Annotated in this window: 19 protein-coding genes and 1 pseudogene; 4 read left to right on the top strand and 16 right to left on the bottom strand. The window is 60.5% G+C overall.

Annotated features, from left to right (window positions below; genetic code table 11):
* The first annotated feature begins 1 nt into the window (after position 1).
* Positions 2-1,333, top strand: coding sequence for a dihydroorotase (locus QOL84_RS19600; protein ID WP_283438259.1), 1,332 nt, complete (start codon positions 2-4; stop codon positions 1,331-1,333).
* Between the two features lie 113 nt (positions 1,334-1,446).
* On the opposite strand, the gene QOL84_RS19595 is transcribed toward QOL84_RS19600, so the two are convergent.
* Positions 1,447-1,965, bottom strand: a complete 519-nt coding sequence (locus tag QOL84_RS19595; RefSeq protein WP_034152149.1) for a DUF3617 domain-containing protein — start codon at positions 1,963-1,965, stop codon at positions 1,447-1,449.
* A 131-nt stretch (positions 1,966-2,096) separates the two neighbouring features.
* Between QOL84_RS19595 and cls the strand changes: the two genes are divergently transcribed.
* Complete coding sequence (cls, locus tag QOL84_RS19590; RefSeq protein WP_283438258.1) at positions 2,097-3,536, top strand: cardiolipin synthase; 1,440 nt, start codon at positions 2,097-2,099, stop codon at positions 3,534-3,536.
* A gap of 29 nt (positions 3,537-3,565) precedes the next feature.
* On the opposite strand, the gene cfaB is transcribed toward cls, so the two are convergent.
* The 8 genes from cfaB to hflK (QOL84_RS19550) form a co-directional block, all read right to left on the bottom strand.
* Positions 3,566-4,753, bottom strand: coding sequence for a C17 cyclopropane fatty acid synthase CfaB (gene cfaB / locus QOL84_RS19585; protein WP_283438257.1), 1,188 nt, complete (start codon positions 4,751-4,753; stop codon positions 3,566-3,568).
* An 85-nt stretch (positions 4,754-4,838) separates the two neighbouring features.
* On the bottom strand, positions 4,839-5,627 hold the full coding sequence (locus QOL84_RS19580; protein WP_283438256.1) for an HvfC/BufC N-terminal domain-containing protein: 789 nt from the start codon (positions 5,625-5,627) through the stop codon (positions 4,839-4,841).
* Positions 5,618-6,463 (bottom strand): MNIO family bufferin maturase, encoded by an 846-nt coding sequence (gene bufB / locus QOL84_RS19575; RefSeq protein ID WP_283438255.1) that lies wholly within the window; start codon positions 6,461-6,463, stop codon positions 5,618-5,620. The genes QOL84_RS19580 and bufB overlap by 10 nt, the downstream gene beginning before the upstream one ends.
* Before the next feature lie 64 nt (positions 6,464-6,527).
* Positions 6,528-6,779 (bottom strand): BufA2 family periplasmic bufferin-type metallophore, encoded by a 252-nt coding sequence (bufA2, locus tag QOL84_RS19570; protein WP_283438254.1) that lies wholly within the window; start codon positions 6,777-6,779, stop codon positions 6,528-6,530.
* Positions 6,780-6,890: 111 nt separating this feature from the next.
* Positions 6,891-8,798: a heavy metal translocating P-type ATPase gene (locus tag QOL84_RS19565; RefSeq protein WP_283438253.1), complete on the bottom strand. Its 1,908-nt coding sequence runs from the start codon at positions 8,796-8,798 to the stop codon at positions 6,891-6,893.
* Complete coding sequence (gene hflK / locus QOL84_RS19560; RefSeq protein WP_283438252.1) at positions 8,795-9,844, bottom strand: protease modulator HflK; 1,050 nt, start codon at positions 9,842-9,844, stop codon at positions 8,795-8,797. Before hflK (QOL84_RS19560) ends, QOL84_RS19565 begins: the two co-directional genes overlap by 4 nt.
* Positions 9,841-10,881 carry a protease modulator HflC gene (gene hflC / locus QOL84_RS19555; RefSeq protein ID WP_283438251.1) on the bottom strand — a complete coding sequence of 347 codons (1,041 nt, stop codon included), beginning with the start codon at positions 10,879-10,881 and terminating at the stop codon, positions 9,841-9,843. The genes hflK (QOL84_RS19560) and hflC overlap by 4 nt, the downstream gene beginning before the upstream one ends.
* Positions 10,878-12,836 carry a protease modulator HflK gene (hflK, locus tag QOL84_RS19550; RefSeq protein ID WP_283438250.1) on the bottom strand — a complete coding sequence of 653 codons (1,959 nt, stop codon included), beginning with the start codon at positions 12,834-12,836 and terminating at the stop codon, positions 10,878-10,880. Before hflK (QOL84_RS19550) ends, hflC begins: the two co-directional genes overlap by 4 nt.
* A 211-nt stretch (positions 12,837-13,047) precedes the next feature.
* Here hflK (QOL84_RS19550) and QOL84_RS19545 point away from each other — a divergent pair.
* Positions 13,048-13,290 (top strand): annotated as a pseudogene (locus tag QOL84_RS19545) (dihydrolipoyl dehydrogenase); the annotation flags it as partial.
* Positions 13,291-13,319: 29 nt separating this feature from the next.
* On the opposite strand, the gene QOL84_RS19540 reads toward QOL84_RS19545, so the two are convergent.
* Entirely contained in the window at positions 13,320-13,793 is a 474-nt protein-coding gene (locus QOL84_RS19540) for an Lrp/AsnC family transcriptional regulator (protein WP_007912013.1), read from the bottom strand.
* Between the two features lie 143 nt (positions 13,794-13,936).
* Here QOL84_RS19540 and QOL84_RS19535 point away from each other — a divergent pair, with 143 nt between their 5' ends.
* Entirely contained in the window at positions 13,937-14,566 is a 630-nt protein-coding gene (locus QOL84_RS19535; protein ID WP_129386856.1) for a LysE family translocator, read from the top strand.
* Here the strand turns inward: QOL84_RS19535 and QOL84_RS19530 are convergent.
* The 6 genes from QOL84_RS19530 to QOL84_RS19505 all read right to left on the bottom strand — a co-directional run bounded on the left by QOL84_RS19530 (position 14,563) and on the right by QOL84_RS19505 (position 22,866).
* Positions 14,563-16,701 carry a hypothetical protein gene (locus tag QOL84_RS19530; protein ID WP_283438249.1) on the bottom strand — a complete coding sequence of 713 codons (2,139 nt, stop codon included), beginning with the start codon at positions 16,699-16,701 and terminating at the stop codon, positions 14,563-14,565. The genes QOL84_RS19535 and QOL84_RS19530 overlap by 4 nt on opposite strands.
* Entirely contained in the window at positions 16,688-17,872 is a 1,185-nt protein-coding gene (locus QOL84_RS19525; RefSeq protein ID WP_283438248.1) for a DUF3142 domain-containing protein, read from the bottom strand. The genes QOL84_RS19530 and QOL84_RS19525 overlap by 14 nt, the downstream gene beginning before the upstream one ends.
* A gap of 137 nt (positions 17,873-18,009) precedes the next feature.
* A complete protein-coding gene (locus tag QOL84_RS19520) occupies positions 18,010-18,849 on the bottom strand; it encodes a class I SAM-dependent methyltransferase (protein WP_129386865.1) in 840 nt (279 codons plus the stop codon).
* Positions 18,843-19,997 carry an acyltransferase family protein gene (locus tag QOL84_RS19515; protein WP_283438247.1) on the bottom strand — a complete coding sequence of 385 codons (1,155 nt, stop codon included), beginning with the start codon at positions 19,995-19,997 and terminating at the stop codon, positions 18,843-18,845. Before QOL84_RS19515 ends, QOL84_RS19520 begins: the two co-directional genes overlap by 7 nt.
* On the bottom strand, positions 19,994-21,295 hold the full coding sequence (locus tag QOL84_RS19510; RefSeq protein ID WP_283438246.1) for a glycosyltransferase: 1,302 nt from the start codon (positions 21,293-21,295) through the stop codon (positions 19,994-19,996). Before QOL84_RS19510 ends, QOL84_RS19515 begins: the two co-directional genes overlap by 4 nt.
* Positions 21,289-22,866: a glycosyltransferase gene (locus QOL84_RS19505; protein WP_283438245.1), complete on the bottom strand. Its 1,578-nt coding sequence runs from the start codon at positions 22,864-22,866 to the stop codon at positions 21,289-21,291. Before QOL84_RS19505 ends, QOL84_RS19510 begins: the two co-directional genes overlap by 7 nt.
* Between the last annotated feature and the right edge of the window lie 12 nt (positions 22,867-22,878).

Genomic DNA, 22,878 nt, shown 5'->3' with positions numbered 1-22,878 from the left:
CATGAGCAGCGTGCTGATTCGCAACGCCAGACTGGTTAACGAGGGACGTGAGTTTGATGCTGATCTGTTGGTCGGCAACGGCCGCATCGTCAAGATTGCGCGCAGCATCGACGACGAAAACGCCACGGTAGAAATCGACGCGAACGGCCAGTGGCTGCTACCGGGAATGATCGATGATCAGGTGCACTTCCGTGAACCCGGTGCGCCGACCAAGGGCAGTCTCTATACCGAGTCTCGCGCGGCTGTCGCCGGCGGCATCACCAGCTTCATGGACATGCCCAACACCAATCCGGCCACCCTCACCCTCGAAGCGCTGGCAGATAAAAAGCGTCGGGCGGCGCTCACCTCGGTGGCCAATTATGGTTTTCACTTTGGCGTGAGCCGGGACAATCTCGACACGGTCGCCGCACTCAATCCGTCTGAAGTGGCAGGAGTGAAAGTGTTCATGGGCGCGTCCACCGGCAACATGCTGGTCGATGATCCGCTGATCCTCGAGCGACTGTTCGCCGAGGTGCCGACGATCCTGTTGGCCCACTGCGAACACACGCCAAGTATCGACGCCAATGCGGCCAACTTGCGTGAACTGTTCGGGGAGCAAATCCCGCCCGCCGCTCACCCCCTTATTCGCAATGCCGAGGCGTGTTATCGATCCTCTTCACTGGCGGTGGAACTGGCGAAACGTCACGGTACACGTCTGCATGTTTTGCACCTGACCACGGCGCGTGAACTGGCGTTGTTCGAGGACAAACTGTTAGCGCAGAAACGCATCACCGCTGAAGTCTGTCTGCATCATTTGTTGTTCGATGATCAGGATTACCCAAGCCTCGGCAACCTGATCAAGTGCAACCCGGCGATCAAGACCCAGGCCGATCGCGATGCGTTACGCGAAGCAGTGAACAGCAATCGGCTCGACGTGATCGGCAGCGATCACGCGCCGCACACGTGGGCAGAAAAACAGCAGCCTTACGCGCGGGCTCCTTCGGGATTGCCATTGGTGCAGCATGCGTTTCCGGCATTGATGGAACTGGTCGCGGATGGCGTTCTGCCGATATCCACGCTGGTGGCGAAGACCAGCCATCGCGTCGCGGATCTGTTCGCGATTCCGGATCGTGGGTATTTACGAGAGGGGTATTGGGCGGATCTGGTATTGGTTAAGCCGCAGGCACTGGCAGTAAATCGGCAACCGATTCTGTCGCAGTGCGGATGGACGCCGTTTGCCGGGCGCAGCTTTCGCCATCAAGTGAGTACGACGATTGTCTCGGGGCAGATTGCCTGGCGCGAGGGACGGGTGAACGAGGGATGTCGGGGTCTGGCGCTACGATTCATGCGCTGATTCAAAAACCCTGTAGGAGCCGACGAGTGAAACGAGGCTGCGATCTTTTGATCTTGTTTTTGACAATCAAGATCAAAGGATCGCAGCGTGCCGCAGCTCCTACAGGGGTCGCATTAAGCGCGGGGTTTCACAGCGCCGCAATCCTGGCCCAGCCACACCGCGCGGGTTTCCAGGCTGCCCTTCTGGTTGATCCCGATCGCGTTGAATGTGCCGTTGGCCACCGTGGTGAACTCGCGATCACTGAGGAACGTCGCCACACCGGTGCCCTGCGCTTTCGGGCAACTGAAGCGGAATTTCCACTGGTTGCCAGTGCGGTCGGTGATCTGCTGCTTGCAGCCCGACTGCGGGTCAGCCAGCGGAATATCATTGGTCGCGACCTGCTCCGGGGTCAGGCAGGCACGAATGCCTTTGCCGCCGATGTTGATCCCGTTCTTCTCCAGCGCTGCGCGCTGTTGCGGCGTCATCTGCCCTTGCAGCTGGCCGAGGATCGATTGCACATCCATCGGCTGGTCATCGACCTTGACGTTGCTCGATGTCATTTCCCACAGCCCCGGCTGCAGCATCTGCGCCTGCGCAACCACCGGCAATGCCAAACCCAGGCCCAGCGCCAAACCCAGCAGACGAACGTTCATCGAAAAACTCCTGATCAGTAGTGGCCGTTAGACGTCGGCCGATTGCTTCGGTTCATGCACCAATTAAATAGCGACATTCACCACAGAACATGGTCTTTTAAGCATTGAATCTTCCGGAGCAAGGCTGCCCCATGGATTATTTTGGACCGCACATTTTCGGTTATCTGATCGCCTTGATACACACCCTCGGTTTGATCGCCGCGATTCACGCGGTGCTCACCGTGCGCACGGCTCAAGGCTCGATCGCCTGGGCATTGTCGCTGATCTTCATTCCCTACCTCACGCTTATTCCGTATCTGGTGTTCGGCCGCAGCACCTTCGATGGTTACATCAAGGCGCGGCGTCAGGCCAACGAACAGATGCGCCAGGCGATCTCCGAACTGAACTGGCGCCCATGGGTGGAAGAAGCACTGACGGCACGGGCGTCGAACGCCTACGCGTCATTGCGGGCGATGCCCAAACTCGGTCGCATGCCGTGCCTGGCGAACAATGAAGTGCAGTTGCTGGTAAACGGTACAGCCACTTTCGACTCGATCTTTGATGCTATCGATCAGGCCAAAGAGGCCGTGCTGATCCAGTTTTTCATCATCCACGATGACCGGCTCGGCCAGCGCCTGCGCGATCTGCTGCTAAAGAAAGCCGCCGAAGGCGTGGCGATTCACCTGCTTTACGATCGCATTGGTAGCCACGCCCTGCCCCATAGTTACGTACAGGCGCTGCGCGATGCTGGTGTCGAGGTCAAAGCCTTCGCCACGCGCAGCGGCTGGCTCAATCGCTTTCAGGTCAACTTCCGTAACCACCGCAAAATCGTTGTTGTCGATGGCGTGGTCGGGTTCGTCGGCGGGCACAACGTTGGCGATGAATACATGGGCGAAAAACCACCCCTGGCGCCGTGGCGCGATACCCACGTCAAAGTACGCGGCCCGGTGGTGGCGTGCATGCAGGAATCCTTTGCCGAAGACTGGTTCTGGGCCGCACGCACCCTGCCGCCGCTGATCCTGCCGGATGAATACCCCGAAGACGGCGTGCTCTGCCAACTGCTCGCCAGCGGCCCGGCCGATGCCTACGAAACCTGCTCGCTGTTCTTCGTCGAAGCGATCCATGCGGCGACCGAACGGGTGTGGATCACCAGTCCGTATTTCATTCCCGATGAAGCGGTTTTCGCAGCGTTAAGACTAGCGGTGTTGCGCGGTGTCGATGTGCGTTTGCTGCTGCCTTCGCGCCCCGATCACCGCATCGTCTACGCCGCTTCCAGCCTGTATGCCTTTGAAGCCGTCCGCGCCGGCGTGCGGGTGTTCCGCTACCGGCCCGGTTTCCTGCATCAGAAAGTCGTGTTGATCGACAGCGAGATCAGCGCGATCGGCAGCGCCAATCTGGACAACCGCTCGTTCCGGCTGAATTTCGAAGTGATGTTGCTGACCGTCGACAGTGCCTTTGCCGCTACCGTGGAACAGATGCTCAACGATGACTTTGCGCTGGCCGACGAAGTCGCCAAAGAAGAAAGCCGGGAGATCCACCGCCTGCAACAAGTCGGCATGCGGATCGCCCGGCTGATTTCGCCGATCCTATGAATCCCTCTCTCAAAGGAGAGGGAATAGGTTCAAGGGTTATAGATGTCGTCGCGCGTCCATGGCAGTTCATGACTGCCATCCGGATGCGTTTTCACAGCAAGAATCTGGTGCAGATTGATCCAGCCGCGCGCAAACGCATAAGCACAACCGGCCAGATACAGACGCCAGATACGCAGCGCTTGATCCGGGACCAGCTTGCCCGCCGCCTCAAGGTTGTCCTCAAGCCGCTCGCTCCAGTGATCGAGCGTGCGAGCGTAATGCAGGCGCAGGCTTTCGACGTCGACAACCTCCAGCCCTGCTTCGCTGATCTCGGCGGAGATCATCGCCAGGTGCGGCAACTCGCCATTGGGGAACACGTACTTTTCGATAAAGTCGCCAGCACCGCGTCCCACCGGACGGCCATCGGTGTGTTTGGCGGTGATGCCGTGGTTCATCACCAGACCGCCCTCCTTCACCGCGCCGAACAGGGTTTTGCAGTACTCGGCCAGATTGGCGTGGCCGACGTGCTCGAACATGCCAACGCTGACCACTTTGTCGAAACGCCCGTCCTGGGGCAGATCGCGGTAGTCGAGCAGTTGCAGTTCGATCTGATGCTCCAAGCCCTCGGCCTTCACGCGCTCGCGCGCCAGTTCCAGTTGTTCTTTGCTCAGCGTGATGCCAAAGACTTTCGCGCCGAATTCGCGTGCGGCAAAACGTGCCAGACCACCCCAGCCGCAGCCGACATCCAGCAAGTATTCGCCCGGCTGCAAACGCAGCTTGCGGCATAAATGGCGGAATTTGGCTTGCTGCGCCTGCTCCAGGGTTTCGCTACCCGTTTCGAAATACGCGCAGGAATACGCCATGTCGCTGTCCAGCCAGAGCTGGTAAAACGCGTTGGACAGGTCGTAGTGGTAGGAGATGGCTTTGGCGTCGGTTTCCTTGTCGTGCAAGGTGCGCACAGGATGACTGTCGTCATCGTCGCCGAGCAACGCATTACTCAATTCGTCGCAGACCCGGATGACCTCGCTGATCGAGCCCTCCAGTTCGAGCTTGCCTTCAACGAATGCCGCTCCCAGCGCATCAAGGCTTGGGTGGGTGAACTGGGTAACCATCAGCGGGTCCTTGACCACGATGGTGACGCTGGGCGCCGGCCCCAGATTGAACTCATGGCCGTCCCAGAGCCGCAGTCGAAGCGGTAGCTGCAGATTCTGTAAGGCCGGTGGAAGTTGCGCGAGCATGGAAAATCCCCCTTGTTTCAGACCGTCAGATCTGAGGGTAGACCATCCTTGAAAAATAGCAGGCTATCGATTTAATTAGCCAAATCTATCGTTGCAGACGCTCCAGCAAGCCTTCCTCAACCCACTGTTTCAGCCAGGTAACAGCTTGAAGTGGTGCGCCCTCACCATAAATGACTGCCAGCGCAGCGCACAGTTCGGAGAATTTCCAGCCGTCGTGCAACAAGCCACTCAGCGCGTCGGCTTCCGCAGGTTCAAGGCTTCGGTAGTTGCAGATCAGGTTGTTACGCCAGATCAGGCAGACCTGAGGGATTTCCAGCGTGGTACTGCCAGGAAATTCAGATTGCTCTTTCAGCGACCGCCACAGAGAAAGGCTATTGAAGCGGCACATCTGCCACTGCAACGATGGGCTCGGTTTGACTTGTAGCTCGGGCCACTCTTCAGGGGCGAGTGTCGCCATTGTTGCAATCGTCAGCGGTTCACCGGCGGGCGCATCAAAGGCCAGGGTGAATGCCCATTCCATCGCTGCCAATTCGGCCAAGGGGGCACTCTGCTGCGGGATCAAATGCTCGCGGATAAAACTTTCGAAGCCTCTACCCAGCCAGCGCAGGCTGTAATGAGTTGAAGGGTTTTCGCGGATGTACGCGGTGGCGAGCCGCTCGAATTCTTCATCGCCCATCCAGTGCAGGATGCTCGGAAAGTCATCACGCAGCACTTCCAGCAACCGCGCCTTGTAGGCGTTGTGATAGATCGCCAGCCCAGTGTCGATATCCAGTGTCGGGCCACCGATCAGGCTGTCACTCAACGCCATATTGGCATTGGCACCGTCATCGAGCAGAAACGCTTCGAACGCCAGTTGCCATTCTTTCAGGCGCATTGTTGCCTCCTGGCCAGGACCTGGTCGCCCAGTTCACGCGCGGTGTGCAATTCATCGAGCAATTCTTCGAAGGGCGGAAAATGATCATCGCGCTCGAGCAACGTGGCCACCGGGCCGAAGTGTTCTAAGGTGCGTCGATACAGCGCCCAGACCGGATCGCTCACCGGATGGTCATGGGTGTCGATCACGTAGTCGCCATAGTCGCTGTGCCCGGCGAGGTGCAACTGGCGGACTTTATCGACAGGCAGATGCTCGATGAAGGCCCACGGATCGAAACCGTGATTGCGTGAACTGACGTAGACGTTGTTCACGTCCAGCAGCAACTCGCAGCCGCTCTCCCGGCTCAGAGCGGCAAGAAATTCCCACTCGGTGAAATCATCCGACGCGGCGCGCACATAACTGGAGACGTTCTCCAGCACCAGTGGCCGCTGTAACACGTCCTGCACTTGCGCGACTCGCCCGGCGATGTACACAAGGCTTTCGGCGGTGTACGGCAGTGGCAGCAGATCATGCAACTGATGCGCGTTGCCACGGCTCCAGCACAAGTGGTCGGAGATCCATGCCGGTTTGACCCGGTCAGCAAGTTGCTTGAGTTGTTTGAGATAGTCCGGATCGAGGGCATGCGGCCCACCGATGGACAAGGACACTCCGTGCATCACCAACGGATAGCGCTCGGCGATGGCGTCGAGGTAATACAGGGCCTTGCCGCCCTGCACCATGAAATTTTCCGAGACCACTTCAAACCAGTCGACGTGCGGCGACTGTTCGAGGATCTGCTGGTAATAGGCACTACGCAAGCCGAGGCCGTAACCAAGGAAAGGATGAACAGCAGGCATGAGCGGACTCCTGATAAAAGTGGCCGCAGTGGCGTTAACCACTGCGGCGGCACTTGCCGGTCAGTTATTCGCCGACCTTGCCACCTGCTTTGTCGCAAGCCGTCTGAGTCATCGCCTTGAAGCCCTGGCCTTTGCACGAACCCATGCCTTTGCAGGCGTGGTCTTTGGTCTTGCAGTCGTTCTGGCCTTTGCAGGCATTCACGCCGTAGCAGTGAACATTGGCATCGGCAGCCATTGCGTTGGTCGCGACACCGGCAAACATCGTGGCGGCGGCCAAAGCGAGAGCGGCACCAGCAGCAGCGGTCTTGATAGTCATTTTTCTTATCCTCGGTAATCGTCAGGGGGTGTCGGCTGGAAGGTTGTTCAGTCCCGACATAGCACTAGAGAGGGCGACCCTGACGGCGTTACAGAAGTGTGAAAAATAGTTTCAGGTTTCTTCCTTGAGCTTCAACAGCGGCTCCTGAAAACGCAGCAAACGTCCGGCGTTGCCGAGTACCAGCAAGGTGCTGAGGTTATGCAGCAACGCAGCAATCATCGCCCCGGCAGCGCCGAGCCAGCCGAATGCAGCGAACACCACGATCACCAGCGTCCAGCCCAGACCGATGATCACGTTGACCTGCAAGGTTCGCCGGCATTGACGACTCAGCCGCACACAGGTGCCGAGTCGGCGCAGGTCACTGCCGATCAGCACGATGTCGGCCGAGGCCAGTGCGATGTCGGCACCGCCAACGCCCATCGCCACGCCGACCACACCGGCCTTGAGTGCCAGCGAATCGTTGATGCCATCGCCGACCACCATTGGCCGGAAACCATTGTCGATTTCCTTGAGCACGCGATTGAGTTTGTCCTCGGGCAAGGCTTGCGCTTCAACCTCGTGCAAGCCGACATCTCGCGCCAGGGCCTGGGCCACGCTCTGACGATCACCGGTCAGCAACAGTTGCCGTCCGAGCCCCAGTTCACGCAACTCATTGAGGGCAAAGCGGGCTTCCGGTTTGACGCTGTCGGCGAGCAACAGCCAGGCGAGGAATTCACCGTTCAGCGCCAGGCCGGCAATCGGACCGTCGTGCTCAGGCACGGCTGTCGTGGCGATGCCCAGGTGGCCAAACAACTCCGGTCGGCCCAATGCCGCCTCGCCCTGCTCGGTCATGGCGACCACACCCAGGCCTTGGCGCTCATGAATATCCTTGAGTGACCAACACGCGTCCTGACTGACCAGCCCCGCCAGAGCCCGGCTGACCGGGTGACTGCTCGCCGCGCCGAGACTGGCCGCCAACGCCATGACCGTCGATGAATCGGCGCACGGACTGTTGATCGACTGCAAACGCAAGGTGCCATATGTCAAAGTGCCGGTCTTGTCGACCACCAGCGAGGTGAGGTCGGCCAGTTCTTCGAGGAATGCCGAACTGCGGATAAGAATGCCGTGCCGCGCCGCCACCGCCACACCGGCAATCGCCGTCGCCGGGGCGGACAACACCAATGCGCACGGACAGGCCGCGACCAACACGGCAAGCATCGCTTGCGCATCATTGGTGATAAACCAGGTCACTGCCGCGAGCAGCAACACCAACACCATGTAACTGCCGGCATAACGCTCGAGCAAACGGGTAATTGGCGGCTTCGAACGTTCGGCGTTTTGCATCAGGGCAATGACTTTGCCCAGTGTCGATTCATCGCCCGTGCGGGTCACTTCGATGCGCAGCAGACCATCGAGGTTGATTGCACCACCGAACACTGTCATGCCGACGCCCGCTTCCACCGGCACCGATTCACCGGTAATCGAGGCCGTATCGAGGCTGGCCTGTCCGGACAGTACCCGACCGTCCGCCGGCACCCGATCTCCGGCTCGCACCTCAACCCTGTCGCCGGATTTCAGCGTGCCATTATCCACTTCGATGATCGAACCATCCGCCTGAACCTTACGCGCGTGGCTGCGGGTCAGTTGGGCGAGGGCATGAATCGCTTCCTGCGAACCAATCACGCTGCGCTCTTCCAGCACATGGCCAAAGATCATGATGATCGGCAGCAACGCCGCAGTCAGCAGATCGCCGGTCGCCCACGCCCCAAGCATTGCCAAGGCGATCAACTGATCGGTAATCCCGTGCAGACTCGGGTAACGCAGGCTGTACCACGCCGAACGCATTACCGGGACAGCCACCAATAAAGAGGCAAAACCCAGCAGTAACTGACTGACGCCGGTTTGTTCCGGGATCATCCAGCGCCAAATCAAGCCGAGGCTCAGCAGACCCAGTGCGAGCATGGCCAAGGTCAATTGACGCGCCGCACGGCGTTGTTCGGCCGAGGACAACAGGCTCGGTGCAGCAGTGGTCGCGCTCATTTACTGGCTCCCTGAATGATCAGGCGGGAATCGTCTTTCGGGTCGACCGTGGTCACCGATCCGGACTGACCGAGAATCTTCGGCATGCGCTCGCGGTACAGACGCAGGAGCATTTGCGGGTCGGTGGCGCTGGCCAGACTCGATACGGTGGCGGTGTCGGCAGAAGCTTTCGCCAGGCGTTCGCCGGCCTGTGCATGGGCGACCTGCAACGTTCGGTCAGCTAGTTCGTTGGCGGTTTGAGTGAGTTTCTCGGCGTCAGTGCGTGCGTTGGCCACGGCTTTGTCGGCTTGCTGACTGGCGGTCAAGACCGCGTTGAAAGCGCTGACCGCTGGGTCCGGCAAACTCGATTGCACATCGACTCGCGCTACTTCAATGCCGATGCCCTGGCCGCTCGCCTTCAAGTTCGCCAAACGTTGGTTGATGCCTTGCACCAGATCACCACGGAGTTTTTCACGACGCTCGGCAGCCTGATTATCGGCACCGATCAGTTCCGGTCGGGCGACCAGAATGGTGTCCAGATCCCGCGCGGCTGTCAGTACCACAGCACTGCGTGTCACCAGACGATCGAGTGCCGGCAAGACATGTTCTCCTTGCAGGACAAAATCATACGGGTCGGTGACTTTGTAAAACACGCGGACATCCAGTTGCACCACACCGGCGTCACCGGTCAATAAATAACCAGAGCCGGCCAATGCATCGCTCAAGGGTGTCGCGAACGAGGCGACCCGATCAGCCTTGAGCGCCTCATCCGTGCGCAGCAGGTTTTCCACACGGCGCTCGATGACCCGATCCGCCGCTGGCAACAAAACCACTTGCTCGAATGGCTGGGGCCACGCCAACAACAGACCGGCATTCTGAATGCGATCCAGCGCGCCAAAGTGCAAAACCACCGCGCGATTCTGCGGGTCGATCTGCCGCACATTGGAGAACGCCCAAGCCAATGCGGCCAGTACCGTCACCGCGTACAAGGCAAAAAACGCCAAACGTCCCGCTTGAATCCATGGGCTATTGAGCGAATGTGTTCCACGTGGAACTTCTTCACTCATGGCTGCGATCCGCTTTTGCTGTCGAGCGTTGGCGGGCCATCGACCAGCACGCGGAATGGTGCGGCATCCGTACGCAGAATCAGTTTGGTGTCGGGCGTGACGATGGTGCCGAGCGTATCCAGCGAGCGCAGCAAGTTGTAGAGCTGTGGCGAACTGGCGTAAGCACGACCGTAGATCTGCGCCGCTTCGACGCGAGATTGCGCTTCGATATCGGCGGCTTTCACCGTCGCATCGGCTTGCACAATTCGCGCATCGCGTTCGGCGGCAGAACGGATCTGCGCCGCTTCTCGCTTGCCGATCGCCGTACGTTCCGTGGCAATTGTTTCGCGCTCGGCACGCATCCGATCGACCGTCGCGGTCAGCGTCACCGACGGCAAGGTTAAACGTTCGATACCAATCTGCACCACGCGCACGCCGTAAGTGGCGAGCAACTGCTGATCAATCTGCTGACGCAATTGCGCTTCGAAATCGCCAATGCGCACCTGACTGGCGTCAGTATTGACCAGACTCGCCAGATCAAAACTGCTCGCGGTGGTTTCCAGCGCCGAGCCGACGAAGGTGCGAATCTGTCGTGCCGCTTCGTCAGGCTGATTCTGCACCGCGCGCATGAAGCGCTGCACATTGTCCGGATCGCCCTGCACCTGCCAAGCCACATACGCCTGCACAATGATGCGCAAACCGTCACGCGTACCGACATCCTGCAAGCCGCTGGAGGTGGTGCGCAGACGCAGATCGACCGGGATCGCAGCCTCGAACGGCGCCGGCCAGCGCCAGCTCAAACCCGGTTCGAGCAACACTCGCGACGGGTTACCAAAACGGGTGATGACCGTGGCCTCGCCGGAGCGCACTTGCACCAGGCTCGCCGCAGCAATGGCAAATACCACCAGCAACGCCGCCCAGCCCATGCGTCGCCACGGGAACGGCCCCGCCTCTTCCGGCGCGCCGTGGTGATGATGACCATGATGATGGTGATGCCCGCCGCGACCATGATCGTGGCCGCTGTGATCATGCGGTTCGTGAGTATGCGACTGGCTCAATGGCTAACTCCTGGTTGAGCGGTGGTGCGCGCGGGCGTCGGGTCAGCCGGCAGCGTGAACGTACGCAGGTCGATGGTCGGCGCGTTGCTGCCGCCGAGGCGGTGGTCGAGTATCAGCAATTTGGCTTTACTCAGACCTTGGCTGAGCTGACCGAGGTATTGCTCCAGCACAAATGCCTGACCGGCACTGGCATAGGCTTTTTGTTCGGCAGCGAATTTCAGGTCCGCAGCCTGCGCCGCTGCGTTGATTTCACGCGCATTGGCGCTGGCCTGATCGCGCGCAAGGCTGGCCTGCAGTTGCGCCTGATTACTCGCTTCAGCGGCGGCGCCGCGCTCCCGCGAGATCAACGCCTGCGCGCCAATCTGCGCCGCTTGCACACTGTGGTAGGCATTGGCGGCGCCGGCCGGTGGATGAATGGCTTCGACCACCGTGGCAAGAATTTCCACTCCGCTGTCGAGCTTTTGCAGATCATCCTGCACCGCGCGACCGATTTCATCGGCCAGCCCTACCCTGTCCGCTCCAAGCAAACCGTCCAGTGTGCGCGAGGCAAAATCGTGCACCAGAATCCGGCTGGCGGTGCTGCGAATCAGCGTCGGAACATCGGCGCTGTTGTAGGTCGCGGCCAGCGCTGCCTGATCGCTCAGACCAATGCGATAGACGAACCGCACGTCCATGTTGACGATCTGAAAGCTCTGCTGCTCGCCCCGACTGCTGGCGATGACCTGGGATTTATCATTGACGTGGCTAGCGTCCCACAACCGATTGGCCGTCATCGGCGCCGGCCCCTCAGCGGGATCGGCTTGCAGAGGCGTCGGGTTTTCACCGACGCTGGTTGCCAGCTCATGCACTACACCGTTTTCGACGCTCAGCACCCGCCCAAGAGGCCACGGTAAACCGCTATGTAAGCCCGGACCGAAGACCTCCACAGGTTTGCCGAAACGCTCGTAGATGCCACGGCCTTGCAGCGGGATTTCATGAATACCGGTGAGCAACCAGCCAACCACCGCGACCAGCGCCAGCACCGGTAGAAAGGCACGACGCATGTAACTGAAAGCCCAGATCTGCCGCAGATCGATGCCGAAACGGTTGTGCAATTCGTGCTGCAACGCGAGTAGCGGCTGCGGCGGCCAACGCAACATGTCGGCAAAAAAACTGCGCGCCAGCAGCGGCGGTTCGAGCTGTTCGCGATGCGGGCTAAAAACCGAAAGAACGGCACGCAATAGCAGCTCGATCGCGACCAATCCCGGCAAAATACCCATCAGCACAGCAACGCGAACCGGCCACACGGAGTTTTCGCCGGCAAACAACAAACACACCGCACCCAACACCAGACTGATGATCGAGACACGCGTCAATTGTGCCAACGAACCTGCTTCTGGCCATTGCGCAGGATTTTCCTGGGCCAGTTGCCGCTCCAGCACCAACAGACCGAACGCCAACAGCAACGCCAGCGTCGCGCCCACCGTAGCGGACAGTCCGACAGCGGCGGCCGGCAATGCCAGATTCCACGCCTGCTCGATGCCAAGTAGCACCAGCAACGCCCACCCGCCCAACCATAACGTCGCTGCACCAATCTGCCCGAGCAGATGCAGGCCACGCTGACTAAGGCGATCGAGCAGGCGCTCATACCAGCCATCGGCTGCGGGAGGCCCGTCAACCACCAGCGGGGTTAACGCCTGAGGATTCATCACCCCTGCGCGCCAGCGCGTCACCCACCAAGCCGATTGCAGGCCTGCGACCAACACCAGCAATGCTGCGCTCTGATTGACCAAAAGCGGCAACCACAGTGATTGCGGTGCGAATAACCCGACAAAAAACGCCAGCACCCAGCCCGCACCCGCCAATGCACCCAAGCCGATCGCCCAACGCCGCAATCGTCTGCCCTGCGTGGCCGCCTGTTGAAAGCGCGGCAGTCCGGTCACTTGCGTGCCATCAACCTCCAGATCGACTTGCATATCACCCCAACATCATTGGCTCGCTGTTCATATCGTTACGATATAACGAAAAGCGTGAAATATTCGTACACAATTGCGCTTATTCAATGGCGCCCAACCTGTCGCTTGCCTGAAGCCTTGACCGAAATGTCCACAAACGCACATTTTGCGTTCGAAATTTTAGAACAAGGTCGACTGGATCAAGGGCTGGGGCCACATCGATGGCCCGGGAAAGGTTAACCACGAGACCGTAGGCTTTGCCAAAGTCCTCGCCGACGAGCGCACGGACGAAGTACTCGGCGTGCACCTGGTGGGCCCGAGCGTGAGCGAAATGATTGGCGAGTTCTGTGTGGCGACGGCGTTCAGTGCTTCGGCCGAGGACATTGCGCTGACCTGTCATCCGCATCCGACACGGTCGGAGGCGTTGCGGCAGGCGGCGATGAATGTCGAGGGGATGAAATGCGTACCCCTGTAGGAGCTGCCGAAGGCTGCGATCTTTGCTCTTCAGGCAGGCAGATGCCCAAGCGGCAATGCCCCCGGCGTCTTCACCGTATGAATCGCAAAGTTGCTGCGAATATCACTCACGCCTGGCAGTTTCAGCAGACAACCGCTGAGAAAACGGTCATACGCGCGCAGATCGGGCACCACCACTTGCAGCAGAAAGTCCGATTCACCGGACACCAGAAACGCTGAAATCACCTCCGGCAACGCCGTCACCGCCCGGTAGAACGCTTCCGCCTGCTCGTCGTTATGGCGCTCGACCTTGACCCCGACAAACACCGTCAGCCCCAGCCCCACTTCATCGCGATCCAGATTGGCCTGATAGCCACGGATCACCCCCGCTTCTTCCAGCATGCGCACGCGGCGCAGACATGGCGATGCCGACAAACCGATCTCATCCGCCAGCTCGACATTGCTCAGGCGTCCGTTACGTTGCAGCGCGGCAAGAATCTTCCGGTCAAAGGCGTCGAGTTTCATGCTTGGCAGATCCTGATGGTTGAAACACAAAAAGAAGCAGGTTATGCCAATACCGAGCTTTTTTGAAGCCAACTACGCAAGCACCTGCCCCACCCTTGCGCCCTAGACTTGGACCACCGAATCGACAACGAAAGGGCGGCAACATGGCAAGTCTCTGGCTGTTTTTCCTGGCGCTGGCAGTGGTTTATCTATTGCCCGGACCGGACATGATCCTGCTACTGCAAACCGGCGCACGTCAGGGTCGCGGAGCCGCATTGGCCACCGCGATCGGCCTGGGGATTGCTCGGGGTTGCCATGTCGCGTTGGCGGCGCTGGGGCTGGCGGCGCTGTTCAAGGCGGCACCGTGGACATTCGAAGTGGTACGGCTGGCAGGCGCCGCGTATCTGCTGTGGATCGGCATTCAATGCCTGCGCAGCACGCTGCTGCCGAACCTCAACGCCAGCGACATTGCCGACAGCCATGGACAGTGGCGCGAAGCGATTCGTCGCGGTTTGCTGACCAACCTGCTCAATCCCAAGGCACTGCTGTTCTGCTCGGTGCTGCTACCGCAATTCATCGTTAATGATGGCGCGCCAGTGCTGAGCCAGTTCGCCCTGTTAGGTGGCTTGCTGGTCGGCGTCGGGCTGCTGTTCGACAGCGCCTACGCGCTGACCGGTGCCGCGCTGGGCCGTTGGCTGCATCACAGTCCAACGGCCCAGCGCGTTCAACAATGGCTGTTCGGCAGCCTGTTGATCGGCTTTGCGCTACGCCTGACTTTCGTCCAGCAGGCCTAGCCTTTACGGTTCTTGCGTTGGCGACGAGTGATCAACAGCAATGCCGCCGCCGTCACCAGCACAATCGCGCCAATCTGCACCGGCCATTTGTACGGCCGCAGCGTCGTGCGCACAGCGTCCGTGACCTGGGTGACGTAACGTTTGTCGGCGTTTTCGAAATCCGGGTACGGACATTGATTGCCGAAGTCCACCGCCCACGGCACGAACGCGCCTTCCTTGACGTAACGCTGATACAGCGTGCTCTGCTCGTCCAGGCTACTGTTCCAGCCGGCGGCGTTGCACAGCACAGCGGCAAATGCCTGGCTGGTATGCGGCAGGCTGTCGGCGGCGCGACTGGCCAGGGCCGTGGCCACAAAACGATAGTGATAACGCTGATCCGGCTGCGCCTCACTGGCCTTCTGACGCTGTACTTCGGCTTCGGAAACCAGCGGGCCGACCTTGAGTTCCGTGGTTTCCAGCGAGTAGTTGCCGCCGAAGGTGGCGTAGTCCGGTGCCATCTCGTAGCCAAGAATGTCCATGCCCCACTCGCGCGCCGTCCACGCCGCGTTATACAACGCACTGGCACGTTTGGTCGGCCACCACGCGGAATCGGCTTTCAACCGTTGCTCGCCATAGAGTCGGGCCTTGTTCTGCAAATCGGGATTGTCGAAATAAGCGACCGCTTCGGCGTAATGCCCCTCACGCAGCAGGCGACGACCGAGCAGGTTGCGCAGGCTGGCGGCGACCGGCAAGGGAACGTAGTTGTCGCGCTCCTGCTGGGTCAACGCCGGCGGTGCCGGGACATTTTCATCGACGTACTGCTTGAGCTCGGCAAGCGTCAACACACGCTCAGCGACGGTCGCCGCATCGAACCAATAAGTGCTATTGCTGCGATACAACTGCACGAATGCTTGCAGGTATTCGCCGCGCTGCAACGCCAGGATCGCACTTTCACCCTCGACCCGGCATTTCGGCTGAAGGCTTTCATAAGCCCAGTCCGGCGTGCGCCGATAACCCCAGTCTTCTTTCTGCGGGAAGGCTTGCGCGGCTTTCGAATAGGCTGCGGCGGCGGCATTTTTATCGCCGTCGCGCACCGCCAGTTTTGCTCGCAACCACCACGCGAGTCCGCCATCACCGGCGTTTTCAAGGAAGGCCTTGGCGCCAGCATAATCGCCTTGTTGATAACTCATGGCTGCCAGGCGATCAGCGTTTTCGAGGCTGCCGCGCGTGCTGTTTTGCAGCAGCTTCACCAGTTTTTTCTCGTTCGGCGGCTCATCGCCAAACGACCAGCCCTGGCGACTGACCAGCGAGGCCGTGACCAGTTGTTGCACCGATTTGTGCTGCAGCAACTCCGCCAGTTCGGCTTCGGGCAACTCCGCCAATTCGTTCATCAATTGCTTGAGCGAGGTGTAACCCACCGCCGAGCCATGCAGGTTTTGCGCTTCGTACAGTTCGATGGCGCCGCTCCAGTCGCCGGCCGTGCGCACCGCCCGCGCCTCTTCGCCGAGACTGGCAACCCCCAGCTCCAGCGGATCGCTGAAACCGTCGATGCTCAACTGCCGGGTTTGGCGGAAAGCCTCACGCGATCGCTCCAGCGCCGCGACCGTATCCGCGCCTTCGCTGCTCATGGCAAACCAGCTACGCCCCAGCGAATACGCCGCCCAGGTGCTGCGCAATGGACGCTGATCCGCCGGCAGCGCCAGCAGCTTGTTGAAATATTCGACCGCGAGTTGATGCTCGCCAGTGGCAAACGCCACCGCACCGGCCACGTACAAACGGATTTCCGCCGGCAGGCTCGCGCCCTGCACGTCGACCTGACGTGCATCGGTCAGCCCGCGCAGTTGCTTGACCAGCGCTTGCTGTTCGACGCTCAAACCGGCCTGTTCGGCCTTTTCCCGAGCCTCGACGGCGGCGTTTTCCTCGCCGTACAGGTCGTCCGGATTGTGCGTCGCAGCGGTGACACTGTTCAGCCCGGCGATGGCTTTACCGAGACGACTGAGTTCAAAGTGGAAGCTGCCCTCAGGCAGATCTGCCAGGGTTTGCCCGCGATTGTCGAGCAGGCGCATCGGGAAGTCCGGGCCGCAGGCCAGCGCCGAACCGAGCGGCAAGCAGAGGCTCAGGCAGAGCAGATGGCGGGGCCAGTTACGGGTCAACATGCGAACCTCCTTGATCAATATGTGCGCAACGCGCCCAACCGATGGCGCGTTGTCCGCCCGCCGGCAAGCGGCCGTCGCGCAGGCGGGTGAAGGTAAGCAGATCCGCGCTTTGTTGCAACGCATAACCGGCGAGCGCGTCGGCGCCTTCACAGCGTTGCGCCTTCAAGGTGATTTGCGCGGGCCAGGCACTGTCGAGGTTGCCGGGGTTGTCGAGTTTGATGTCGTAGAGACCGTTGTGTTCGCTGAACGTCACGCCGAGCTGACCATTCAACGCATCGCCCCGAGCCACAGCGCCCAACGTGGTCAGGCTCCAGGCGCGGCGGTCGTTGGCCAGCGGCAAGCGAAACCAGATCAACCCAGCGAGATGTGCCGGTGGGTCGTCGCGCAAGGTTTTGCCGAGTTGGCTCAGTTGCAGCGGATCAGCCAGCAACTCCCGACGCTCGCCGCCTCGTTCAAGCTGCACTTCGCTTTCCACCACCGGCGCCCCGCCGTCGTCCGCCAACAACGCCACGCCATAGGCTGGCAGCGCGAGATAGAACGGCTTGTCGGTAACGCGCGCCCAGTCTTTCGCCCACTGCAACGCCTGCGCAGGATCAAACAAACCTCGGCGTGGATCGCTGACGGCGTGGACTTGCAACACGCTGCTGTCGACGGTTTGCAGGAGTGTCGGCAATTGTGGGCTGCTGAGCCAGGCCGGTAGCGCGGTAATGCTCAGCGGCAGGCTCGTCGGCAATGCCGAACGCAGATGCTTGAGGAACTCGGCATAGTCCGGCAGACGCGCGTTACCGGCATCGTGGTCGATCTCGACGCCACTCAGCGTCAGGCCTTGCGCCTGCCACTCTGTGAGCAGCTGAAGAATCTGCGCGGTGGCTTGATCCTGATCCAGCGACTTCAGCTGACCGTCGAGACGAATCACCGCAATCAGTGGGCGGCCATCGGCTTGCAACAACCGTGAATCGATCCGCGTCCGGCTCCACCCTGCATTCGGGAAGGCTTGCAGCGCAAGCACGCGCAATGTCGAGAAGTCATCATGGCTACCGCTCAACGCCGCCTCATGGGCCGGCGTCCATTGGCGTTGCCAGATATAGAGTTGTTGGTCGAGGGCAGGCGGGTCGCGCTGCTCGCAACCCAAGAGCAAGACGCCCAGGAACAGACCCACAATAAACCGCATACCTTCCCAATCCCTGACACCACGAGACCGCAAGGTTACACAAAAACCCTGTAGGAGCTGTCGAGTGAAACGAGGCTGCGATCTTTTGATCCGGTTTTTTACAATCCAGATCAAAAGATCGCAGCGTGCCGCAGCGCCTACAGGGATGCCGTGGGTTTGCGGGCGATGATCACCTGGCTTTTGGCGACAACGGCATCCAGCGCCTGCTTGATCTGCGCGCCACGCGGCGAGTCCAGTACCGTTTTCCAGGTATCGGCCCAGTGATTGAGTAACGGGTGATCGGGGTTGCTGAAGTCGACCTTGGCTTCCCAGAACAGCAACATCCACATCGACCAGTAAAAACCGTACTGACTGTGGCTTATGACCTCCAGCCCCGCTTCGCTGACCATCGCCTTGAACTGCTCTTCGCTGATGATGCGAATGTGGTTGGGCTTCTGGAAGTACTCCGCCGCAGCGATGTCTTTCTGCAGGTCTTCGGAGCTTGGATGCGGCACGCTCAGCAAGTACAGCGCCCCAGGTTTGCCGACGCGCACCAGTTCGGCGAGAAACTGCGCCGGATCGTCGACGTGTTCGATGACTTCGGTAGAGACCACGCGAGTCGCCGTGGCATCGGCAATCGGCAGCGGATTGCAATCGGTGACATGGCATTCGATGTCCCGCGCCGGGGTATCGCTGAGGCGCTGACGGGTGGCTTCGACCTTGGCGCCATCGATGTCGGCAATGATGATCTTCGCCCCGCGCATGCCGCAGAAGTGCACGTTGCCACCGTCACCGCAGCCGACGTCGAGCAGCGTGTCGTCGGCACTCACCGGAAAACCTTTGAACAGCTCGCCGGTTTCCTGATTGAACCAGCCACTGAGCATCGCATCGTGCAGGCCAAGCATGTACGGGTCGGTTTTCTCGGCGGTCGCCGCAACAGGCTGCGCAGGGGCGGGTGCCGGCGTGCCCGCCGTGAGTTTCTTCAAAAGGCTCAGCATGAGGTGGCTCCAGAGGATGGGACGGCGGTTGGCGAGGTACCGAGGCGCTTGACCAGCGCGGTACCGCGATTGCGCATAGGCATTTCGATGAAGCGGTAATTGAGTTCACTGAGCAGCACGATCAGCCCGAACGCCAGCAACAGCGTGACGATCGGATGTCCGGCCGGGCTTGGCAGGCCGGCGCTTTGCAACCGGAAGATCAACTCACGCACCAGTTGATAGGCCGGAATGTGGATCAGATAAATACCGTAGGAACGACTGCCCACCCAGGCCAGCAAACGCTGAACGCCACCGGCCGGCATCAGGTAATTGCGATTGTACGAAGCGATCCACACCAACAGCGCGCTGAGCACAGCGATCGAACCGATGCGGTAGTTGGCAAAAGTGAAACGGTCGGTGGCCATGAAGCTCAACAGCGCTGCGATCACGAGCAACGCCGCAACCCCGGCCCACGGTCGACGCAAGAACGTCGGCTGCCAGCGCTGATAACCAGGTTGCGCACTCCACATCGCCAGCAACACGCCGAGTGCCAGCGCATCGGTTCGCACCACCATCAGCAGCGGCGTGCGCAAAGTGAATAGCTGCACCGCGACCAGCGCCAGCAAAGCCCAGACCAGATGCTTGCGGCACAGCACGATCAGCAGCGGGAACAGCAGGTAAAACTGCTCCTCCAGCGACAGACTCCAATAGACGAAACTGCTGCCGTATTCGTAATGAAAGAAGCTGTCGGCAAAGCGGAAGTTGGCGTACTGGAAGACGCCCGCCAACGTCGCTTGCAGGTTGGCGGACAGCGTGCCGAACGCTCCTGAGCGATTCAGGAACAGGCACGCCAGCAACATCAGCGCCAGCCATAACCATGCCGACGGCAACAGTCGAAATGCCCGGCGCAGCCAGAAGTTGCGCGTCTGCTGCCAGTAGTCCTGGCGAGTCGTACAGCCTTGCAGCGCCGGGATCAGGCTGCGGGCGATGACAAATCCGGAGATGGCGAAGAACAGATCGACGCCCCACCACGGTTGCGCCCAGCCATGGATTTTTTCCAGCAGCGGCACCGGATCGGTGAACAGACTGCCTTGCAGGTGATGAAACAGCACACCCAGCACGGCAATCGCGCGCAGGACTTCAATGTCCATGATCCGTTTGCTGTTCATGCTTGAGGGGTTTCCACGGTGGCGGTGTGGCGCTCGAACAACTGCGCGAAGAACGCCTGCAAGCGCTGCTCGGCCACGGCCTGACTGCAGAAACCCTGCAGGCTGCTGACGGCGTGCGCCGCCATCTGTGCGTAACGCGCCGGATGATTTTTGGCCACGTCGTAACTGGCCTCATAGGCCTGGCACAACGATGCCCAATTGGTCGCGTAACGCAGCGTGCGGAACGCCTTGCGCGGATCGTGTGGCCACGCCGTGAGTTCGTCGGTGGACTCGATCAGGAACGCGTTGTCGGCGCTCAGGTAATCGATCATTGCCGTGGTGCGCGGAGCCACGGCAGGCTTGCCGCAGGACATGAACTCCATCAGCGGCAGGCATTGGCCTTCGCCGTAGGAGGTGTTGACCACGTAACGTGTGGCCTGCACCAGTTGCTCGTAATCGGCATCGGCGAGATAGCCGTAGATCAGCACGATGCGGCAACGATAGGACTGGTTTTTGTACAGGTGATGGAGGATATCGCCGAGCGCTTCTTCGGCATCATGGTGCGTGAGCTTGAGCACCAGCGTGGCGTCGTCGACCTCGCGAAAACTCACGCAGAAGGCACTGAGCATGTCTTCCCAGTTCTTGCGCCCATCGCCAGGGTTGAACACCGAGGTGTACACCACGCCGTCGAGCCGCAGTTCCTGCTCGGTCACTGGCGCGGCAAAATCAATGCCCTTGCCACTGCGCAAATGCTTGGGGCCGAACGCATTGAGATCGAGTGCTCGACTGTCGGCAACCAGGCCTTTGATTCTCAGGCGAAACGACTCGGGCGATGCTTGCCCCTGCGATTGCGCGCCGCGTGCAGCGAAGCGGTCCCAGACCGGCGCAGGCACCGCGACGATCGGGTAATCGGCGTCCATCGCCTCACGCACGGCGTTGACCGTGTAACTGGAATGGGTGATCGCTGCGCCGCACGCGTGCAGCACGCTGCGCCAGTCGTTGCGCGGTTCACCGGCAAACGCTTCGTTGGGGATGGTGCTGAATTCCCAGGCAAACACCGGCAGCGTCGGGCAGGCCAGATGCACCGGCGTGCGATGCGGTGGCGAGAACGACAGAAAGACACACGGCTCGCCGCGGCTCAGGCATTCCAGGTACAGCGCATCGACTTCACGCTGCGGATCAGCCACTTCCACCACGCGCCCGAGACGCTCGAGCACCGGCCGATACTCCTTGAGCACGAAGTAATAGCTGTACTCCGAACGCCCGAGATTCTGCGCGATGGTGTGCTGGTTGGTTTCCGAATGAATGATGATCAGCATGAGGCGTTATCCGTCACTGGCGCGGCATCCGTGGTCTGCGGCACCAGGCCGAAAAAATCCGCCATGCGCTTTTGCACCGGGGCAAAACCACAGTAGTCGTGCATGCGCTGGATGGCAGCAGCCGACATGCGCTGATATTCCGGGGTTGGCGCCTTGGCCGTGCGGTAGCTGTGTTCGTAGGCGTTTTTCAGCGAGCCCCAATCCGGACGGTATCGCAGGGTGCGATAGATGATGCGGGTGTCCTGCGGCCAGATGGTCAGCTCTTCGCTGGACTTGACCATGAATGCCACTGAATCATCGATGTAGTCTTCCATCGCTGTGTGATCCGGCGCGATCACTGGTTTGCCGCTGGACATGAACTCCATCAACGGCAGGCACAGGCCTTCGCAGCGCGAGGCATTGACGTAGAAACTCGCGGCGGCATAGAGCCTGGCGTACTGCGCGTCGTCGAGGTAACCGTGCATCACCACCACCCGGCAGGCGAACGGCGTGAGCTGCGCGAGCAAGGTCATCAACTCGCTGTAGTAGGACGCCAGATCGTTCTGGGTAATTTTCAGCACCAGCGTCGCGTCGCACGTTTCACGAAACGCCCAGCAGAACGCCGTGATCAGTTGATGCCAGTTCTTGCGGCCATCCTTGGGATTGAACACGGTGACGTAGACCACGCCGTCAACGCGGGTTTCGACCACCGAGGTGGTGTCCGGCAGATCCAGCGGAGGCGGTTCGATCAGCGGCAGCGGTTGAGGGCCACAGATTGCCGGCAGGCGTTTTTCGAGCCAGCCGTGCAGGTTGTCCGCGAACAGATCGCGAAGACCTTCCCAATACCAGTTGTGCAGAAATTTGACCCGCGGCACCGGCTCGGCTTGCTGACGCCCGAGATCCAGCGCCCACAGCCGCAAGTAATGCCGGGCAATGATCAGGCGCCGCTTGAAGGTCAGCGGTGGCGGGCGGGCGGCTTCGAGTTCGGCGGCCAGTGCGGCCTCTTCTTCAGCGCTCAGCGGCGCCGGGATCAGCGCATCGGCGGACAGGCCCAGCGTGCGCGTATCGAAAATGCAGCCCTTGATCGCCAGCGCGGCGCCCGGATTGACCGGCACCGGCAAATGCTGCTGACGGATTGCCGCGAAGTTTTCCCACAGCGGCGTCGGCAGCACCAACACCGGAAAGTCTTCGCCCATGGCTCGGCGAATGGCGCGCGCGGTGTGGCTCGACAAGGTGATCACCCGGCCCTGCCGCGCGAGCATCTGCGTCCAGTCCTGGCGCGGATCGTTGTCCCACTGCTCATCAGGGATCGAATCGAACTCCCACGCCACCACGCACATCGTCGGGCATTGCAGATCGACCGGGGTTTTCTGCGGCGGGGTGAACGACAGGAAGACACTGTCTTCACCGGCGGCGAGCAGTTGGCGGTAAAGCGCGTCGACCTCGGCGGTGGACGACACCACATGCACTCGTCCAAGGCTTTCCAGCACCGGGCGATAGGCCTTGAGCACGAAGTAATAGCTGTATTCGGGACGCCCCAGGCTCTGGCTGATGGAGCTGTCGTTGACGTCCGAGTAAAGAATGAAATTCATGGCATCCCACGC

The sequence above is a fragment of the Pseudomonas helmanticensis genome, from assembly GCF_900182985.1.
GTDB lineage: Bacteria > Pseudomonadota > Gammaproteobacteria > Pseudomonadales > Pseudomonadaceae > Aquipseudomonas > Aquipseudomonas helmanticensis.
This window is presented reverse-complemented; position numbering and strand designations above follow the sequence as displayed.

What these genes read in the sequence shown, in the direction of transcription:
- QOL84_RS19600 (WP_283438259.1), top strand. Translation starts at nt 2, where the DNA reads ATGAGCAGCGTGCTGATTCGCAACGCCAGACTGGTTAACGAGGGACGT.
- QOL84_RS19595 (WP_034152149.1), bottom strand. Translation starts at nt 1,965, where the DNA reads ATGAACGTTCGTCTGCTGGGTTTGGCGCTGGGCCTGGGTTTGGCATTG.
- cls (WP_283438258.1), top strand. Translation starts at nt 2,097, where the DNA reads ATGGATTATTTTGGACCGCACATTTTCGGTTATCTGATCGCCTTGATA.
- cfaB (WP_283438257.1), bottom strand. Translation starts at nt 4,753, where the DNA reads ATGCTCGCGCAACTTCCACCGGCCTTACAGAATCTGCAGCTACCGCTT.
- QOL84_RS19580 (WP_283438256.1), bottom strand. Translation starts at nt 5,627, where the DNA reads ATGCGCCTGAAAGAATGGCAACTGGCGTTCGAAGCGTTTCTGCTCGAT.
- bufB (WP_283438255.1), bottom strand. Translation starts at nt 6,463, where the DNA reads ATGCCTGCTGTTCATCCTTTCCTTGGTTACGGCCTCGGCTTGCGTAGT.
- bufA2 (WP_283438254.1), bottom strand. Translation starts at nt 6,779, where the DNA reads ATGACTATCAAGACCGCTGCTGCTGGTGCCGCTCTCGCTTTGGCCGCC.
- QOL84_RS19565 (WP_283438253.1), bottom strand. Translation starts at nt 8,798, where the DNA reads ATGAGCGCGACCACTGCTGCACCGAGCCTGTTGTCCTCGGCCGAACAA.
- hflK (WP_283438252.1), bottom strand. Translation starts at nt 9,844, where the DNA reads ATGAGTGAAGAAGTTCCACGTGGAACACATTCGCTCAATAGCCCATGG.
- hflK (WP_283438250.1), bottom strand. Translation starts at nt 12,836, where the DNA reads ATGCAAGTCGATCTGGAGGTTGATGGCACGCAAGTGACCGGACTGCCG.
- QOL84_RS19540 (WP_007912013.1), bottom strand. Translation starts at nt 13,793, where the DNA reads ATGAAACTCGACGCCTTTGACCGGAAGATTCTTGCCGCGCTGCAACGT.
- QOL84_RS19535 (WP_129386856.1), top strand. Translation starts at nt 13,937, where the DNA reads ATGGCAAGTCTCTGGCTGTTTTTCCTGGCGCTGGCAGTGGTTTATCTA.
- QOL84_RS19530 (WP_283438249.1), bottom strand. Translation starts at nt 16,701, where the DNA reads ATGTTGACCCGTAACTGGCCCCGCCATCTGCTCTGCCTGAGCCTCTGC.
- QOL84_RS19525 (WP_283438248.1), bottom strand. Translation starts at nt 17,872, where the DNA reads ATGCGGTTTATTGTGGGTCTGTTCCTGGGCGTCTTGCTCTTGGGTTGC.
- QOL84_RS19520 (WP_129386865.1), bottom strand. Translation starts at nt 18,849, where the DNA reads ATGCTGAGCCTTTTGAAGAAACTCACGGCGGGCACGCCGGCACCCGCC.
- QOL84_RS19515 (WP_283438247.1), bottom strand. Translation starts at nt 19,997, where the DNA reads ATGAACAGCAAACGGATCATGGACATTGAAGTCCTGCGCGCGATTGCC.
- QOL84_RS19510 (WP_283438246.1), bottom strand. Translation starts at nt 21,295, where the DNA reads ATGCTGATCATCATTCATTCGGAAACCAACCAGCACACCATCGCGCAG.
- QOL84_RS19505 (WP_283438245.1), bottom strand. Translation starts at nt 22,866, where the DNA reads ATGAATTTCATTCTTTACTCGGACGTCAACGACAGCTCCATCAGCCAG.